Below are 17,133 nucleotides of genomic sequence, written 5' to 3'. Positions count from 1 at the left end.
GTTAGCAATAATCGTAAAAATGTATTAGTTATACATCCATGCATAAACAGTTTAATGTAAAAATAACATCAAATCACGGAGTAGATTTTGGATGAATGAATATAAAAAGAGTCTTTGGATAAGTAACTTTATTGTATTAATTTTTGCTGTTTTAGTCACCATTGCCTGTAAAATAACATTTAATCCCCTGCTTACTCAGCAGCAAGAATTAACAGTCAAAAAAATTGATGTGGAAATTTCAAACAGTCCGGCCGATATAACCATCTTAAAAAGTCTTGTTGAACAAAATCTGTTTGATTATATAAAAATAACCCACAATGCATTAAAATCACCTCTAATTTACGAAAACAAACAATTAAACACAGTTGATGCTTATTTAGGAAAAATTTCCACAACCTCTGTGATCTCAGACAATGGCGCACAACTTATTGAGTATAAAACCAAGAACAGTCGCTTGATCGCACTCATCAAACAAATTTTGTTTGTTATTTATAGCGTACTGATATTAATGACACTCACTATTAACCTTCTTTATTACCGTTTATTTAAAAATATTGAAAAAACATTAATTAAAGAGATCTCTGATGATAGTGATGTAACAAGTCCATTTGTTAAAGTCTCTGAGCAATTGCACGAGCAAAAGCGTCTATTTCACCGTGCCCTACAAAACCAAGAAAAGCAGATATTACAACTTGCTCATCAGGTTAATATGGATAATCTGACTGGCCTTAATAACCGTCACGCTTTCCGTAAAGAACTAACTGATATATTAAGTAATGAAACCGAACAACAGCATGCCATTTTATCCATCATTCGCGCCAGTGAACTCGAAACAATCAATCGTCAACGTGGTTTTCAACATGGCGATGAATATATTGTCAGCATCGCAAACCTCATTAGTAAAGTAACAAAGCGCTACCCTACGACCTCTTTATACCGCATTAGTGGCTCTGATTTTGGACTTATCTCGCGAGAAATGAGTGTCAGTGACGCGCAAACAATGGCTAAAAACTTAAAAAGTCAATTTGACCAATATCAAGCATTAAACAAGCTTGATAGCACCGCTTACAATGGCCTCTCTTCAATCGCTTCAGGACAACTACCAGAGCAAGTACTTGCTCGCACAGATATGGCACTTGCCAAAGCGCAAACAGAAGGGGTTAATAACTGGGCATTTGAACAACAAGACAGTGATGAGAACCAATTCGGTGAGCAGCATTGGCGTAATATCATTGAATGCATCATTAACAAACGAGCACTAATGTTACTGCATCAACCTATCCAAGCGATACATCGCAATATGAAAGGCTATCAGGAAATTTTTACCCGTTTCATTGGTGAAAATAATACTATGATCCCAACGGATACCGTCTTTGCGATGGCACAACGTGTCGATTTAAGCATTAAACTTGAGCAACTGATCCTTGAAACAGTGGTCAGCCAATGTCGCCACAAAACAGATGGCAGTACCCGTTGGGGTGTAAACATTACTAGTACCGCTATTCAAAATAGCAGTTTTATTGTTTGGCTTGAACGCCTTCTGCTACGCGAGCCTAACATTGCGGCATCATTGATATTTGAGATGCAAGAGGTGGTACTCGATAGTAATTTAGTGGCAAGTAAGCGTGTTTTTGATATGTTAAAACGGACTGGCTCACGCTCTGCAATCTGTAACTTTGGTAGAGGCATCGGTTCATTTCGTCTATTTAAAGAGTTAAAACCTGATTTTGTAAAAGTGGATGCCAGTTTAATCAGTAATATTGAACGTGACAGTGCTAACCAACAGTTTGTGCGTATGATCATAGATGTGGCTCATCGCATGGATTGCCGTGTTATTGCCGAGGGTATTGAACATCTAGAGCAGAAACAGATCCTTGAAAATATGTATATTGATGGCGTACAAGGCTTCTTAATCGCCCGTCCAAGTCCTCTATAAGAGTCTAAAGTAATTAACCACGAAGGTACGCAGAAAAAGAAGGCTAACATGCAATTAATTTTTTGAATTGCTTCCTTCAAAAACGTTGTGCCTTTGTTTTTTGAATACAATAACACTCGGCTTTTTTGCATCTTAAAAAAACTTTTTGTACAATGCGTTTTTTATTATAAACAGGTTTGCGCATGTCTGAATCAATCTCTCCAAAACAGAAATTCACTATTAAGAAACTCAACAAGAATTTACGCCGTTTAACAGGCAAAGCGATTGCTGATTACAATATGATTGAAGAGGGGGACCGTATTATGGTTTGTCTCTCTGGTGGAAAAGACAGCTTTACCATGTTGGACATTTTACTAGAACTACGCGCAGCTGCACCCATCAACTTTAGTCTTATCGCGATCAATTTAGATCAAAAACAGCCGGGGTTTCCAGATCATATATTGCCTGAGTACTTAAAGAAATTAGGCGTTGAATATAAAATTATTGAAGAAGATACCTACAGCATTGTGCAGGATAAAATTCCAGAGGGTAAAACCACCTGTAGCTTATGTTCACGCCTACGCCGTGGTATTTTGTATCGCACTGCCAAAGAGCTTGGCGCAACAAAAATAGCCTTGGGTCATCATCGTGATGATATGTTAGCAACCATGATGCTTAATATGTTTTTTGGTGGCAAACTAAAATCAATGCCAGCGAAACTGGTTTCAGATAATGGCGAGCATGTGGTGATCCGCCCACTTGCCTATTGCAAAGAGAAAGAGATAGAGCAGTATGCAAAGCTTAAAAAATATCCAATTATTCCTTGTAATCTTTGTGGCTCACAACCTAATTTACAGCGACAAATCATCAAGCAGATGCTTAACGACTGGGATGAACAATTCCCTGGCCGTTTAGAGACCATGTTTACCGCAATGCAAAATATTGTCCCTTCTCACCTTGCCGATACAAATCATTTTGATTTCAAATCAATCAATAAACATTCTGGCGTGATTGATGGTGGTGATATTGCTTTTGATAAACAGGAGATAACATCACAGCAGACCACTGAGCGAACAATAGATGAGCAGTTTTATCAGCAACATGAAAATTTAGCGATTAAAGAGTTGTTATAGATCATTTTATTGCGTATTTCTGTAATTAAATTACAGAAATTGTAAAAAATTGATAGGTTTCAACACAGAGTCATTTATAATCAACGAATTATTTTAATTAAACATAATGGAGAACACCATGAGAACACCTCTTGTAATGGGTAACTGGAAATTAAACGGTACTAAAGAATCTGTATCTACACTTATTAAAGGTTTAGAAGCAGCCGCTGATGCAGCAACTAATGTTGAAGTAGCAGTATGTCCGCCCGCTATCTTCATTGAACAAGTTGCAGCATTAACAGCAAACAACAGCATTGTATTTGGCGCACAAGATGTGAGCACTAATGTTGCTGGCGCATATACTGGCGAAACATCTCCCGTAATGGTTAAAGAGTTTGGCGCAAAATATGCACTTGTTGGTCACTCTGAGCGTCGCCAATACCACAACGAAACAGATGCAGTTGTTGCAGCTAAATTTGTTGCAATTCAAGAAAACGGTTTAGTGCCAGTACTTTGTATCGGTGAAACACTTGAAGAGCGTGAAGGCAATGTAACGACGACTGTTGTTGAAACACAACTTAAAGCCGTTATCGACCTTGCTGGTATTGCTGCATTTGAAAACTGTGTTATCGCGTATGAGCCAGTTTGGGCTATCGGTACAGGTAAAGTTGCAACTTCTGAGCAAGCTCAAGAAGTACATGCACATATCCGTAACTGGCTTAAAGCACAAAGCGAAGTTGTTGCTGAAAAAGTACAAATCCTTTACGGCGGCAGTGTTAAAGCAGCTTCTGCTAAAGAGCTATTCGCTCAAGCCGATATCGACGGTGGTTTAGTCGGTGGTGCAGCACTTCTTGTTGAAGAGTTTGTTGGTATCATTGAAGGCGCTAAATAAGCACTCCATACCGAATATGCAAAATAAAAAGGCGCATTTAGCGCCTTTTTTATAACTATAATTTATTATTTATTATTTGATCAACTAGATAATATTCTTCCAATTTTTTACTTTCTCATTAAAGAAACCAGAATCACTGTAGGCTTTATAAACGATGCCCTGCTCTTTCATCAGTTTAATCCCTTTATCCAGTGCTTTAATAACCTCTTTGCCTTTAGGGTGGCGCTTAGAGACCGCAAAATGTCTTGTTCCTTGTAATCCTATTTTTAAACCCTGTACTGGCACTAAATGAATCCCCTCAGGCGTAAACGACATATCTTTACTTGGCTGAAAAGGAGCAAGTAAAAAATCGGCACGTCCTTTAGCAACCATCTTCACCATTGAGGTCCATTTTACGGTATTGATCAGTGAACTCATCTCCATCGCATTCAGTGTTTGCCAATCGATGATCCATGCTTTACTTGATACTGCTGTTAATGCACGTACATCTTGTAATGATGTGGCTCTGAGCGTTTTTTGGTTCTCTAAAATAGTATATAAACCCGCTTCAAACTGACCATTTTCGATAATTTCTTCCGACACATATAAAAGGTCCCTATCATTTAAAAGATCATACCAGATAGAGTTGCCACTCATTACCGCTTTTCCTGCATGTACCTGTTTAATAATGCGAGCATGTGAACTGGTGACAATAAAACGGATAGGATCCGTTATCCCTCCTAATGCTAATGCTTGCTGAATAAGCACTACCTCTATCACGTCCCGGCGCGAGCCTAACCCACCATAATGATTGATTTTTAGAGGGTCACGTCCCGCGAGAAAAAGATCGTAATCTCTTTTTACATCATTAGGAATAACAATAATTAACTCATCTTGTTGTACCTGTTGCTTTTTATCACTTTGCGAAAAAGCAAAACTTGTTACTAATAAAAGTATCAAAAATGAGGTTATTTTTTTCATTCTTATCTCCTGTCGAATGTTATGTGGTTAGAAATCGTTACACAATAACTTGCGCTAAATTGTTTTCAAAAAGCCTGAAATGACGGGTTATTTTAAAAACAAAAGCGCAAGTGATTTTGAAGCCGATCCTTAATAGTGCCTTTAGTTTATAATATAAGTGAACTAACTTTCTATATAAACGCGTAATTATGTCACTAAGCGCATAGTTTTATGAAAGTTATTATTTATTTGACTGACAATTTATCAATCAAATAAACAATTGTTTTTCCACCTAAATTGGGTATTATGGGGGTGAATTAATCCATTATTTTTAGGAGATACAATGAACTCACCATTTATACAAACAGGCACGAGCAACCCTGCGGTTTCAATCAATAAAGTACTCAAGAACACCTATATTTTATTAGGTATGACACTGGCCTTTTCAGCATTCACAGCCACTATCTCCACCATGATGAATATTGGTAGTATTGCATCACTGGTCTTAATGCTAGTGGGATTTGGTTTGCTTTTTGTCGTCTCTAAAACAGCAGATACCAGCAAAGGTCTTTTCTGGGTATTTATGTTTACGGGTGTCATGGGCGCATCACTGGGTAATATGCTGAACAATTATCTGGCAATGGAAAATGGTCCTGCGCTTATTATGCAAGCACTCGGGTCAACAGCACTTATCTTTTTTGCTCTTTCCGCTTACGCATTAACCTCGAAGAAAGATTTCTCTTTCATGGGTGGTTTCTTAATGACAGGGATGATTGTGGTCGTGATTGCCATGATAGCCAATATCTTCCTGCAAATTCCAATCATGCAAGTGGTTATCAGCAGTGTTGTGGTGCTTATCATGTCAGGGTTTATCTTGTTTGATACTAGTCGCATCATCAATGGTGGCGAAACTAACTATATCCGCGCGACGGTTTCTTTATACTTAAATATCTTTAATCTGTTTATCCATCTTTTAGTGTTACTTAATATTTTAGATGATTAATCAATAAACTGATTAATTAAAAACGCACCCAGAGTGCGTTTTTTTATCTCTGGAGAATATGCTTCAGTGTGAATAACCTAACTCTTGTGCAGGCTCAATGGTGCTTGCACGCCATGCGGGATAAAGTGTTGCTAACACACTCATTATAAACGCAAGCAGTGTGACTAACATCGCTTGTTTGTAATCCAAATCTGAAGGTAGAAAATCGATAAAGTAGATATCGCCTGAAATGATTTTATGGCCAATCACATTTTCTAAAAATTTGATAATAGCCGTTAAATTAAGTGCAATATAACAACCCGCTAGCGCGCCTAACACACTGCCCACAAAACCATTAAACGCTCCCTGAACAATAAAGATAAAACGTAAACTCCACGCAGATGCGCCCATGGTTTTTAAAATCGCAATGTCACCGCGTTTCTCATTCACCGCCATCACTAACGTTGAAACAATATTAAAACAAGCCACTGCAACCACCAGCAGTAAAATCACATACATTAATGATTTAACCATTTGAATATCTTGATAAAGGTAACCTTGACTGGTGATCCAACTTTTAATATACATATATTCCGATAAGCTATAACCCACTTCACGTGAAATACGCTGTGCATCTAAAATATTGTCTACTTTAAACGCGATGGCATTAGCACTGCTTAAGTTTAATATTCTCTGTGCATCATCAATATGGATAAACCCTAAGGTATTATCAACTTGCCCGCCCATCTCAAAAATACCTGCAAGTTTAAAAGGAATAACCCGAGGGGCTTTTAATTTATTACCTTTAGCGGGTTGTGGTATCAACAGTTTCAGTGATTGTCCCACGGTTAATCCTAAATGCAGTGCAACACTCTTTCCTAAAATGATCTGCTGCTCACCTGATTTTAATAACCCCCAATCACCCTGCTTTATATACTGCTCAATGGCCGTCACTTGGCTCTCTGTTTCTGGGGTAATAGCACGGATCTGCAACGCTTTCATTTGCGTATCTTTTTGCAATAACCCGCTTAAAGTAATATAAGGGGTTGCGCCAATAACATGGGGATTTGCTCTCACTTTTTGTAGCGTTACTGAGATATCCTTAAACGCACCGTTAACCACCTCAAGTTCAGCGTGTGGAATAACCGAAAGCAGTTGATCGCGCAGTGCTTTTTCAAAACCATTCATTGCTGAAAGCCCAACAATGAGTACCATTACACCCAGTGATATTCCTAATATAGAAGCAACAGAGATAAAGGAAACAAATTTGTTTTTATGTTTTGCGCGACTATAACGCAGGCCAATAAATAGCGACAGAGGACGAAACATTAACTTTCTCCCTGTGATGATTGTCCTTGTAAAACACCACTGACCATCAATAATTGACGATCCAATTTTTGTGCAAGATGTTGATCATGTGTCACGACCACAAAGGCAGTACCAAGCTCACTGTTTAATGTTTTAATGAGCTGATAAATATTCTCAGCGCTAGTCGCATCTAAATTGCCTGTTGGCTCATCTGCCAACACCAGTTTTGGATCATTTATCAGGGCGCGCGCAATAGCGACACGTTGGCGCTCACCTCCTGAAAGCTCCGAAGGGCGATGTGTAATACGATGTTCAAGACCCACACGCTGTAGCATTTTAGTTGCTTTTTCAGTGGCTAATTTTATTTTCATGCCTGCAATCAATAATGGCATCGCCACATTTTCAAGCGCACTAAACTCTGATAACAGATGGTGAAACTGATAAACAAATCCCAGATGCTGATTACGCCATTTTGCCTGTTTTTTATCATTAAGAAGATGAATATCATCACCTTGATAGAATACATTGCCTGTTGAAGGTTTATCTAATGCACCTAAAAGATGTAACAGTGTGCTTTTACCCGAGCCAGAGCTGCCTACAATCGCTAATAACTCTCCCTCATTCACCGTTAGAGTCACCGCTTCTAATACCGTATTACTGAGTTTCCCATCTTGATAGGTTTTACCTAAATTCTCGCAGCTAAGCAGTGTTTTTTGTTTCGTTTCTTGTTGCATATCATTCATACCTTAATGCCTCAACAGGGCTGACTTTTCCTGCACGATAAGCAGGATAGAGTGTGGCTAATAAACTCAATAACATCGCGCCAAACATAATAACCAAAATCTGTGTTGGCTCATGTAAAACGGGTAATAATCGAGCCCCACCAGAGGCATTGGCTAATAGATGCAACCCTAAAAATTGCATCACCTCATTGATATAGGTACTTAAGAGTAATCCTGCACCCGTACCAATTAATGCACCAATAATACCACTCCATGCACCTTGAATAATAAAAATGAGATTTAACGTTTTCCCTGTCATGCCAAGGGTCTTTAAAATCGCCACCTCTGCATTTTTATCACTGACCACCATGACCGACGAAGAGAGGATATTAAACGCGGCCACGGCAACAATCAGGCAAAGCAACAACCAGATCATATTCTTTTCCATCTTAACCGCCGCAAACAATTCGCCATGGGTGCTACGCCAATCGGTTAATGTTTCATTCTCGGCTAATGAGGGAGGAGTCCAACTTAATACATCAAAGGGATCGTTAAATGTGAAACGTAATCCTGTTACTTCATCTGTTTTGATACGAATTAAACGTGCGGCATCTTGTGCATGCATCAGCACTAAATATTTATCAACATCTGATCCCACATCAAAGAAACCAACCACCGTAAAGTTACGCTGACTCGGCATCTGCCCGAGTGGGGTAAAACGCGTGCCACGCGCAGAGATAAGTCGGACTTTTTCACCGACATTAACACTCAATTGTCGTGCCAGTGAACGACCTATAATAATATTGTAAGCGCGTGATGTAAGTTCATCTAAGCTACCTACGTAGATACTTGATTTAACTATCTCACTGGCGTAATACTCAGGGTAGATCCCTTCAAAGGTGATCCCTTGGATATTGTGACTGCTTTGGATAATGGCTTCACTGTTAATAACTGGCTCAACACTTTTGACCGATTCAATGTTAAGCAGGGGAATTCTCTTCTCTTGCCAATCGGTAATAATTTTACTGTCATTACTGAGTACTGCTTGTGGTACTGCGCCTAAAATACGTGTTTTAAGCTCCGCTTCAAAACCATTCATTACCGATAATACCGTGATCAGCGCTAACACCCCAAGGGTGATCCCGCCGGTAGAAAAGAGTGAAACAAAGGAGACAAACTGGTTATTACGTTTAGATTTGGTATAACGTAAACCGATAAAGAGGCTTAGAGGATAAAACATAAGGGGCCTGTTTTTATTTAATACATTTATTGTTAATAATCTGCATTCTAATGTATCTTTACTTCAATATCAGGAAATTAGGATAAATAATGACAAACAGTGAATATTTTCTCGTTGAACATCAACTAGGCATTAATGTCGAACCATTAACAGAGAATGAAACCATTCCTGATGATGTACGTTTTGAAGCGGAGCTCCCCGCTCCTTTTCGTATGGCAAGTGATCTCGCGAGTATTGATTCACACAGCTTACAACCCCTTAAACTAAACAATGAAACCACACAAGCGTTATGGGGCTACCTGCAAGCACAAAACCTTAAAATAAATACACTGTTAACTTATGTATTAAGCCAACAAGATGATAGTCGCTTTCATTTTCAAAGCAGTGCTTTTAGTGCCGGTATTTGTCTGTTTAATCCAAAAGATAAAATCTTTACTCTTGAGCAACAAGTACGCCTTAAGATATTTGTTCCTGAAGAGTCGGCCGCTATCTATTGTTATGCACACGTCTCCGCGATTAACAGCGATAGCATTGAACTGAGTTACCAACAGATTCGTGAAGAAGATAGAGAATTGCTTATACGCACTACTTTGCATATTCAATCAAAACAACTCAAGCTACGTGCGTTGCAACGTGAGCAACGCTAACCAACCGTTTTAACATCCGCCAAAAAGATAACACCATGAAAAATGCACCACTTATCAGTATCCCTGCTTTTAAAAGCAAAAATGACCGATTGCACTTTGCCAACTTAAAAGGCAGTAGCTTAGCGCTCACTATTAGCGAATGTGCCAAACAACAAAAATCACCACTGATTTTAATCACCAGTGATACACCTAGCGCACTTAAACTGCGCCAAGAACTGAGTTATTTTGTCGATGGACAATTAGAGTTAATCAGCTTCCCCGATTGGGAAACATTACCTTATGATCACTTCTCGCCCCATCAAGACATTATCTCTACCCGTATTGAAACCCTGTTTAAACTGCCTTCTATCAAACAAGGTATTTTAATTGTCCCTATCAGTACCCTACTACTGCGTCTTGCACCAAAGAGTTATCTTAAGCAACACACACTCATTATTAAAAGTGGGCAGATAATTGAGCTGCAAGCACTGCGTAGCGATTTAGAAGAAGCCGGTTATTACGCCGTAGACCAAGTCATGGATCATGGTGAGTTTTGTGCACGAGGCTCACTTTTAGATATCTTCCCAATGGGCAGTGACACCCCCTTCAGACTTGACTTCTTTGATGATGAAATAGACTCTATTCGTCCTTTTGATAGCGAAAGCCAACGCTCATTAAACGCGATAGATGAGATAAAGCTGTTACCTGCACATGAGTTCTCAACGGACAGTGACGCGATAAAACGTTTTAAAATTAAGTTTTCAGAAAAATTTACCTCCTCTCTTTCCACCAGTAAAGACTCTATCTTTAGCGAAATAACCCAGCATAACTTACCTGCGGGTATTGAATATTATCTGCCTCTCTTTTTTGAGGAGACAGCAACGCTATTTGATTATCTGCCTAAGAATGCCAAATTAGCCATTGTCGGTGATATTAACCAAGCCACCCTCGATTTTTGGAAAACCTTAGAAAAGCGTTATGAGGATCGCTCTGTTGATCTACTTCGTCCGCTATTAACACCGAACGAACTGTATCTACGTCATGAGCAATGTTTTGAGCAGTTAAGTCAATGGCCACGTTATTACCTTGAGAGTGAGACACTAAACAGTAAAAAAGAGGGACGTTTTAATTTTGCTACCTCGTTGGTTGAAAATATTCACGTTGAACACAAAAAGAAAATACCACTTGCAGGCATAGAGCAGTTCATCAACAACAGCGCAGGAAAAATCCTCTTTAGTGTGCAATCAGCAGGACGTAAAGAGTCATTAATTGAACTGCTTGCACCCCTTAAACTCTCACTGAGCGAATTTAACTCCATCAGTGAATTCAACAAAGCAAAACAAAAACTCGGCATCACTATTAGCCAGGTCGAAAATAGCTTTATATTAACTGACAGTCACTTTGCGTTTATCACCGAAAATGAGTTGCTTGGTTTTAAAGTCACACAAAGTCGCCGACGCGCAGAAAGTACCGATGAAAACTACAGCAGCGATAACCTCGTTGCTAACTTAGCAGAACTTAAAGTCGGACAACCCGTTGTGCATATCGATTATGGTGTAGGTCGCTATTTAGGGCTACAAACCATCGAAACGGCAGGAAACCTCACTGAATTTGTCACACTTGAATACTTACGTGGTGACAAACTCTATGTGCCAGTCAGTGCCCTGCACCTAATTAGCCGTTATAGTGGTCATGATGTTGATAATGCACCGCTTAACAAATTGGGCACGGAAACATGGCAAAAAGCAAAAAAACGCGCCGCAGAAAAAGTACGTGATGTGGCGGCCGAGCTGTTAGAGGTTTATGCCCAACGCGCGGCTAAAATTGGTTATAGTTATAAACTGAATAAAAACAACTACGCCCTGTTTAAAAACGATTTCCCCTTTGAAGAGACACACGATCAAGCACTGTCTATCAACGCAGTGATCAGTGATATGTGTTCGACTCAACCGATGGATAGGTTAATTTGTGGTGATGTGGGTTTCGGTAAAACCGAAGTGGCGATGCGCGCCGCGTTTTTAGCCACCGACAATACCCGCCAAGTGGCTATTTTAGTGCCCACTACCCTACTCGCGCAGCAACACTTTGAAAATTTTAAAGATAGGTTTGCTAACTGGCCAGTACGTGTTGAAGTTTTATCACGCTTTAAAACAGCCAAAGAGCAAAAAAAGATATTAGCTGATACTGAATCAGGCAAGGTAGATATCTTAATCGGCACGCATAAACTACTCAGTAACACCCTTAAATTTGCAGATTTAGGGTTACTGGTTATTGATGAAGAGCATCGTTTTGGAGTACGTCAAAAAGAGAAAATTAAAGCATTACGCGCACAAATTGATATTTTAACGCTCACCGCAACGCCTATTCCACGTACCCTTAATATGTCGATGAATGGCATGCGCGATCTTTCTATTATTGCCACACCGCCTGCAAAACGATTAGCCGTTAAAACCTTTGTACAGCAAAAAACAGATCAGCTAGTGAGTGATGCGATCACCCGTGAAATTATGCGTGGTGGACAGGTCTACTTCTTACACAATAACGTACAAACCATCGAAAAGATGGCACAAGATATACAAGACCTATTACCGCAAGCTAAAGTTTCCGTCGCGCATGGGCAGATGAATGAGCATCAACTTGAAAAAGTGATGAGTGATTTTTACCATCAACGGCAAAATGTTTTAGTGTGTACCACTATTATTGAAACCGGCATTGATATTCCCAGTGCGAATACCATCTTAATCAATCGCGCCGATCACCTTGGTCTTGCACAGCTACATCAGTTGCGTGGTCGTGTCGGGCGTTCGCATCATCAAGCTTACGCCTACTTACTAACACCGCCTAAAAAGCTGATGACCAAAGATGCGCAAAAACGTCTACAAGCAATTGAGTCACTTGATACCTTAGGCGCTGGTTTTACCCTTGCGACACACGATTTAGAGATCCGTGGCGCAGGAGAGCTCTTAGGCAGCGACCAATCAGGGCAAATATCAACCATTGGTTACAATCTCTATATGGAGATGTTAAACCAAGCCGTGACCGCGCTACAAAATGGTCAAGAGCCTAGCCTTGAACACTTACTTGCTAGCCAAGCAGAAGTTGAGTTGCGTATACCCGCCTTAATACCAAGCGATTATATCCACGATGTGAATACGCGTCTTTCATTGTATAAGCGTATTGCCAACAGCAAAGATAAATACGCACTCAAAGAGATTCAAGTTGAGCTAATTGACCGATTTGGTTTGTTGCCCGATGCGGCTAAAAATCTAATACGGGTAACAGAGGTAAAACAGCTTTGTACACCACTCGGTATCAAACGTCTTGATGCACATGCTAATGGTGGTAATGTACAATTTACAGAAAATACCCCGATTGATCCGATGTTCTTAGTTTCTTTACTGCAAAAACAGGGAAATACCTTTAAACTAGCGGGGCCTACTAAGCTAAAATTTAGCGCTAAATTAGAAGATACCCGTACACGGTTAAACTGGGTAACACAGCTACTCAATAGCTTTAAAGATCATTTAATAAAAGGATAAAACTTTGAACTACAAAACACTCGTTGCACTTTTTTTAAGCGTTGCCTCTCTATCAGTGCAGGCTGAACAACGCTGGTTTGAAGTAGAACTACTTATGTTTCAGCGTAATGTTGAGATGAAAGATATCAAAGAACATCTCTCATCACAGGAGATTGTGATCAATACAGACAACAGCATTAACCTGCTAAAACCGGCCACAATTGAAGCCTGTATTGTTGACCAACCCTGTTTACATAAAAAAAATCCAGTGGTTATCACTAACGCCGTGTTTGATTCAGCAGGAAACAATTTTCAGCGTCTAGACAACTCTCACTTACAGTTAGTTGAGCAACGTAAAAAATTAGAAAAACATCATAGCTTTAAACCCGTCTTTCATATGGTTTGGCGTATGCCAATGGAGAGTGGCAGAACAGCAAAACCCATTCACCTTTTTGCAGGCAACAACCTTGCATTTAACATACAAAAACGTCAACAAGCAAAAATCGCACCAGCATCAAGTGATCCTATCTCTACAGAAGTCTTTGATTCTGAACTAGATACGGAGCTAATCGAGACAGAAGAAGTACCGCTACTAACAGACAAGTGGGCCATTGATGGCAATTTCAACATCTACCTTGATCATTATCTGTTTATTGATAGCCAATTAATTATTCGTAAAGAGATATCAGAAGAGATTCAACAAGTTGAAATGGTCGTTGAGATGATTGATGATGAGAATGGCGTACAGATTGCCACTCAGAGCGAAGCAGAAGCCGTGGTGAACGAAGTGAAACAACAAACGGTGATTAAAGAGATATTATTTGATCAAAAACGTCGTTTACGCAGTGGTGAAGTGCATTACCTTGATCACCCATTAATGGGTATTATTGTACAAATACGCAAGATACCTAAATAAGAAAGACCTAAAGCTGAATAGATAAATACAAAAAACGATGCGTTATGCATCGTTTTCCTTTTCACACTTAACGTTTTCTCGCTTGCCAATACTGTTCAGCTAATAATAGGCAATCAGACTGTGACTTTTCAGGTTCAAACTGTTTTAAAATAACCGCAATGGTGCAGATAATCGCAGCATCACCGTAACTATCTTCTATTTCACCCGTCCATACTTTTTGTAAATACTCAGCAGAAACCTCTGTATGTGCGCCACTTGCCTCATTCAGATAGGTAGGCCACTCCTGTTCGATGTAAACCCCATTTTGCACAGCACAAATATCAGTACTCACACGCGGGTTCACCTCACTCTCGCCACCCTCGCCTTTAAAAGCGATCAAATTAGTTTCATTGGTGAGTAGTGCGGCTTTTGCATGCAGTTTTTCATAACTTTTATGAAAAACACCATGAATCGCATAAGGTGCATTACTTGGATTTAAACTACGTGCAACGGTATTGAGTGGAGTGCGTAACCCTACTTTTTCACGCAGATTAAGCAGAGGAATAAGCTCTGGACAGTAGCTTTGCAGTGGCAGGTAGCAGATATTAGACTCATCTAAACACTGTTTTGCCTGTTCTGGTGTTTGTGCAATCGTAATACCCAATAACGGGCAAGCACTTTCAACTTGGTATTTAATGGCATCAACAGCATTGTAACCATGCAGTACGATACGTGTTCCATTTTCAGCCAAGACTTTAGCCGCCAACATCAACCAAGGTGGCTGACGTTTTTTACCTGCAAAACAGGGCCAATCTAAATCAGCTTGTAATGTTTTCCACTGTGGAGAAATTTTACTACGCAATGCTTCAATGTAACCAGCGGCTTCCTCAGCAGTTTCACAACGTACCCGTTGTAACATTAATAAAACAGCGAGTTGCAGTAATTCTGCATCACCCTTTAAATAAGATGACAGGGCATCAAAAGACTCAGCCTGTGTTAAAGAACGTCGCCCTTTTTCGCCACGTCCGGTTAATTTAATATAGTCACTGAACATGTAACGCAAACTCCTTAGGTAATGAATCTACAATGGCGATAGGGTTAAATTGATTGAGTATTTTATACTCATGCACCCCATAAGAGACACCCATGCAATCAATATTGGCATTGTTTGCCATCTCTAAATCATAACTGGTGTCCCCCACCATCAACGCTTGTGACGCATCGAGTTTTAGATCTTCTAAAATACGCTTGAGCATTAACGGATCAGGCTTTGAAGCCGTTTCATCGGCGCAATAGGTTACGCTGAAAAGATCATGCATCGAAAATTTATCTAACATGCGATTAAGGCCATTACGTCCCTTTCCTGTCGCAACCGCAAGCAGATACCCCTGCTCTTTAAGGCTAATTAACCACGCTGAAATACCTTCATAAAAGGGTGTTTCTTGTTTGTTTTTAGTCAAATACTGCACACGATAAGCATCAACCATTGCAGTTTGTTGCGCGAGTGTTGCTTGTGGGCAAAGCTGTGTCATCGCTTTATCTAAACTTAGCCCTACAATATGGCGAATCGCATTCGTTGATGGAATCGTTAACTGGCAGTCTTCAGCTGCCGCTTTCACACAGGCTACAATTTTATCAATGGAATCCATTAAGGTGCCATCCCAATCAAAAATAATTACTTTATATTTCATATTAACTTCTCTGTAATTTTTCTAATAGGTCGGACAGTGGCTGACACAACGGCGCACTCACGGTCATTTTTTCTTCCAATACAGGATGGTAAAAAGTGATGTGAGCCGCGTGTAAAAATAGACGCTTTAAACCCAACTTTTTCATCTCTGCACTAAAATCATTGTCACCATAACGATCATCGCCCGCTATATTGTGCCCTTTACAAGCCGTATGTACGCGAATTTGATGGGTGCGCCCCGTCACAGGAGATGCTTCAACCAAGGTTGCCCCCTGATAACGTTGCATAATTTTAAAACGTGTTTCCGAAGCTTTACCCTCTTGACTCACTTTAACAATTGAATTTTGTGAATCTTTAAGCAGAGGCTCTCTCACACTTCGGTCTTTTTTATCCCACTTGCCCTTTACTAAAGCGAGATATTGTTTGTTCATGGTTTTATTTCGCAGTTGTTCATGTAATGCACGTAACGTACTGCGTTTTTTAGCCACTAATAAGCAACCCGATGTCGCTTTATCAAGACGATGAGCAAGCTCTAGAAAACGTGCTTGCGGGCGCAAAGCGCGCAACCCTTCAATTACGCCGAAATCCAAACCACTGCCACCGTGTACAGCAAGCCCAGAGGGCTTATTTAAAATGAGCAACGCATCATCTTCATAAACGATACGTGCTTCGAGTTGTGCGATTGCATTTAATTTAGGGGAGGGTAAAGCATTTTCTGCTGCCACGCGCACAGGGGGAATACGCACAATATCCCCCTCTTTGAGTTTATAATCTGGTTTAATGCGTTTTTTGTTAACACGCACTTCCCCTTTACGTATGATCCGATAGACCATACTTTTAGGGACACCTTTAAGATGTAAGCGGAGAAAATTGTCGATTCGTTGCTGTGCATTTTCTTGAGAAATATCAAGCATGCGTACTGAGTGATTTATCTGTTCCATTCGTTAAGTTTATCACGTGTTAGCAATATATTCGAATCAAAAGCCAAGTTCAGGATAACTACGAAGCATCATCGTAGCTGCCATATTGAGCCAACCAACTAATGCTTCAATCGGCTGCCTCATACGTGATACTGTATTTGAATGTTTTTTATCCTCTGCTGACAACTCCTTCTGCCCTCTTTGTTTTTTATCGGCGTCAAAACCTTTAATTCCTGCTCTAACTCAACGTTGTCTTCATCTGGTCTTTTGTATGCTAGATCACCAAATAGCAAATTATTTGTAAGCATTGGGCGAATTTGATCAAAAACGGGCCCATCCTGCCTCTTTGCTTCCTCAATAAATATTATTTCAAT

At 39.9% G+C, this 17,133-nt stretch carries 15 protein-coding genes; 7 read left to right on the top strand and 8 right to left on the bottom strand.

Translation table 11 applies throughout. From position 1 onward, the window contains the following. The first annotated feature begins 91 nt into the window (after positions 1 to 91). From G322_RS0105555 to tpiA, 3 genes are all read left to right on the top strand, one after another. Positions 92 to 1,936 carry an EAL domain-containing protein gene (locus tag G322_RS0105555; protein ID WP_022940819.1) on the top strand — a complete coding sequence of 615 codons (1,845 nt, stop codon included), beginning with the start codon at positions 92 to 94 and terminating at the stop codon, positions 1,934 to 1,936. Positions 1,937 to 2,118: 182 nt separating this feature from the next. Then, on the top strand, positions 2,119 to 3,048 hold the full coding sequence (ttcA, locus tag G322_RS0105545) for a tRNA 2-thiocytidine(32) synthetase TtcA (RefSeq protein ID WP_022940817.1): 930 nt from the start codon (positions 2,119 to 2,121) through the stop codon (positions 3,046 to 3,048). A gap of 118 nt (positions 3,049 to 3,166) precedes the next feature. Further along, complete coding sequence (gene tpiA / locus G322_RS0105540) at positions 3,167 to 3,919, top strand: triose-phosphate isomerase (protein ID WP_022940816.1); 753 nt, start codon at positions 3,167 to 3,169, stop codon at positions 3,917 to 3,919. 84 nt (positions 3,920 to 4,003) lie between these two features. Here the strand turns inward: tpiA and G322_RS0105535 are convergent, their stop codons facing one another. Then, positions 4,004 to 4,879 carry a hypothetical protein gene (locus G322_RS0105535; protein ID WP_022940815.1) on the bottom strand — a complete coding sequence of 292 codons (876 nt, stop codon included), beginning with the start codon at positions 4,877 to 4,879 and terminating at the stop codon, positions 4,004 to 4,006. A gap of 322 nt (positions 4,880 to 5,201) precedes the next feature. Between G322_RS0105535 and G322_RS0105530 the strand changes: the two genes are divergently transcribed. Next, positions 5,202 to 5,861 carry a Bax inhibitor-1/YccA family protein gene (locus G322_RS0105530; protein WP_022940814.1) on the top strand — a complete coding sequence of 220 codons (660 nt, stop codon included), beginning with the start codon at positions 5,202 to 5,204 and terminating at the stop codon, positions 5,859 to 5,861. Between the two features lie 63 nt (positions 5,862 to 5,924). Here the strand turns inward: G322_RS0105530 and lolE are convergent, their stop codons facing one another. From lolE to G322_RS0105515, 3 genes are read right to left on the bottom strand one after another with little or no spacing between them, the layout of a single operon-like run. Next, positions 5,925 to 7,169, bottom strand: a complete 1,245-nt coding sequence (lolE, locus tag G322_RS0105525; protein ID WP_022940813.1) for a lipoprotein-releasing ABC transporter permease subunit LolE — start codon at positions 7,167 to 7,169, stop codon at positions 5,925 to 5,927. Next, on the bottom strand, positions 7,169 to 7,882 hold the full coding sequence (lolD, locus tag G322_RS0105520) for a lipoprotein-releasing ABC transporter ATP-binding protein LolD (RefSeq protein ID WP_028866434.1): 714 nt from the start codon (positions 7,880 to 7,882) through the stop codon (positions 7,169 to 7,171). The genes lolE and lolD overlap by 1 nt, the downstream gene beginning before the upstream one ends. A 1-nt stretch (position 7,883) precedes the next feature. Then, a complete protein-coding gene (locus G322_RS0105515; protein WP_022940811.1) occupies positions 7,884 to 9,110 on the bottom strand; it encodes a lipoprotein-releasing ABC transporter permease subunit in 1,227 nt (408 codons plus the stop codon). An 89-nt stretch (positions 9,111 to 9,199) separates the two neighbouring features. Between G322_RS0105515 and G322_RS0105510 the strand changes: the two genes are divergently transcribed. From G322_RS0105510 to G322_RS0105500, 3 genes are read left to right on the top strand one after another with little or no spacing between them, the layout of a single operon-like run. Continuing rightward, complete coding sequence (locus tag G322_RS0105510; RefSeq protein ID WP_022940810.1) at positions 9,200 to 9,757, top strand: PilZ domain-containing protein; 558 nt, start codon at positions 9,200 to 9,202, stop codon at positions 9,755 to 9,757. Between the two features lie 35 nt (positions 9,758 to 9,792). Then, on the top strand, positions 9,793 to 13,275 hold the full coding sequence (gene mfd / locus G322_RS0105505) for a transcription-repair coupling factor (protein ID WP_022940809.1): 3,483 nt from the start codon (positions 9,793 to 9,795) through the stop codon (positions 13,273 to 13,275). Positions 13,276 to 13,279: 4 nt separating this feature from the next. Then, the gene (locus G322_RS0105500; protein WP_022940808.1) at positions 13,280 to 14,170 is read left to right on the top strand and encodes a peptidoglycan binding protein CsiV; all 891 of its coding nucleotides are present in this window, start codon (positions 13,280 to 13,282) and stop codon (positions 14,168 to 14,170) included. Between the two features lie 67 nt (positions 14,171 to 14,237). Here G322_RS0105500 and G322_RS0105495 read toward each other — a convergent pair whose 3' ends face one another. From G322_RS0105495 to G322_RS23840, 4 genes are all read right to left on the bottom strand, one after another. Then, entirely contained in the window at positions 14,238 to 15,203 is a 966-nt protein-coding gene (locus G322_RS0105495) for a glycosyl transferase family protein (protein ID WP_022940807.1), read from the bottom strand. Then, entirely contained in the window at positions 15,193 to 15,840 is a 648-nt protein-coding gene (locus tag G322_RS0105490; RefSeq protein ID WP_022940806.1) for an HAD family hydrolase, read from the bottom strand. Before G322_RS0105490 ends, G322_RS0105495 begins: the two co-directional genes overlap by 11 nt. Position 15,841: 1 nt before the next feature. After that, positions 15,842 to 16,780: a 23S rRNA pseudouridine(955/2504/2580) synthase RluC gene (gene rluC / locus G322_RS0105485; RefSeq protein WP_028866433.1), complete on the bottom strand. Its 939-nt coding sequence runs from the start codon at positions 16,778 to 16,780 to the stop codon at positions 15,842 to 15,844. Between the two features lie 119 nt (positions 16,781 to 16,899). Then, positions 16,900 to 17,133, bottom strand: a 234-nt coding sequence (locus G322_RS23840) for a hypothetical protein (protein WP_033422031.1), incomplete at its 5' end; no start/stop codon positions are given.

The sequence above is a fragment of the Psychromonas hadalis ATCC BAA-638 genome, from assembly GCF_000420245.1.
Lineage (GTDB): Bacteria > Pseudomonadota > Gammaproteobacteria > Enterobacterales > Psychromonadaceae > Psychromonas > Psychromonas hadalis.
This window is presented reverse-complemented; position numbering and strand designations above follow the sequence as displayed.

Coding starts and splice junctions, on each gene's coding strand:
- G322_RS0105555 (WP_022940819.1), top strand. CDS start 92: ATGAATGAATATAAAAAGAGTCTTTGGATAAGTAACTTTATTGTATTA.
- ttcA (WP_022940817.1), top strand. CDS start 2,119: ATGTCTGAATCAATCTCTCCAAAACAGAAATTCACTATTAAGAAACTC.
- tpiA (WP_022940816.1), top strand. CDS start 3,167: ATGAGAACACCTCTTGTAATGGGTAACTGGAAATTAAACGGTACTAAA.
- G322_RS0105535 (WP_022940815.1), bottom strand. CDS start 4,879: ATGAAAAAAATAACCTCATTTTTGATACTTTTATTAGTAACAAGTTTT.
- G322_RS0105530 (WP_022940814.1), top strand. CDS start 5,202: ATGAACTCACCATTTATACAAACAGGCACGAGCAACCCTGCGGTTTCA.
- lolE (WP_022940813.1), bottom strand. CDS start 7,169: ATGTTTCGTCCTCTGTCGCTATTTATTGGCCTGCGTTATAGTCGCGCA.
- lolD (WP_028866434.1), bottom strand. CDS start 7,882: ATGCAACAAGAAACGAAACAAAAAACACTGCTTAGCTGCGAGAATTTA.
- G322_RS0105515 (WP_022940811.1), bottom strand. CDS start 9,110: ATGTTTTATCCTCTAAGCCTCTTTATCGGTTTACGTTATACCAAATCT.
- G322_RS0105510 (WP_022940810.1), top strand. CDS start 9,200: ATGACAAACAGTGAATATTTTCTCGTTGAACATCAACTAGGCATTAAT.
- mfd (WP_022940809.1), top strand. CDS start 9,793: ATGAAAAATGCACCACTTATCAGTATCCCTGCTTTTAAAAGCAAAAAT.
- G322_RS0105495 (WP_022940807.1), bottom strand. CDS start 15,203: ATGTTCAGTGACTATATTAAATTAACCGGACGTGGCGAAAAAGGGCGA.
- G322_RS0105490 (WP_022940806.1), bottom strand. CDS start 15,840: ATGAAATATAAAGTAATTATTTTTGATTGGGATGGCACCTTAATGGAT.
- rluC (WP_028866433.1), bottom strand. CDS start 16,780: ATGGAACAGATAAATCACTCAGTACGCATGCTTGATATTTCTCAAGAA.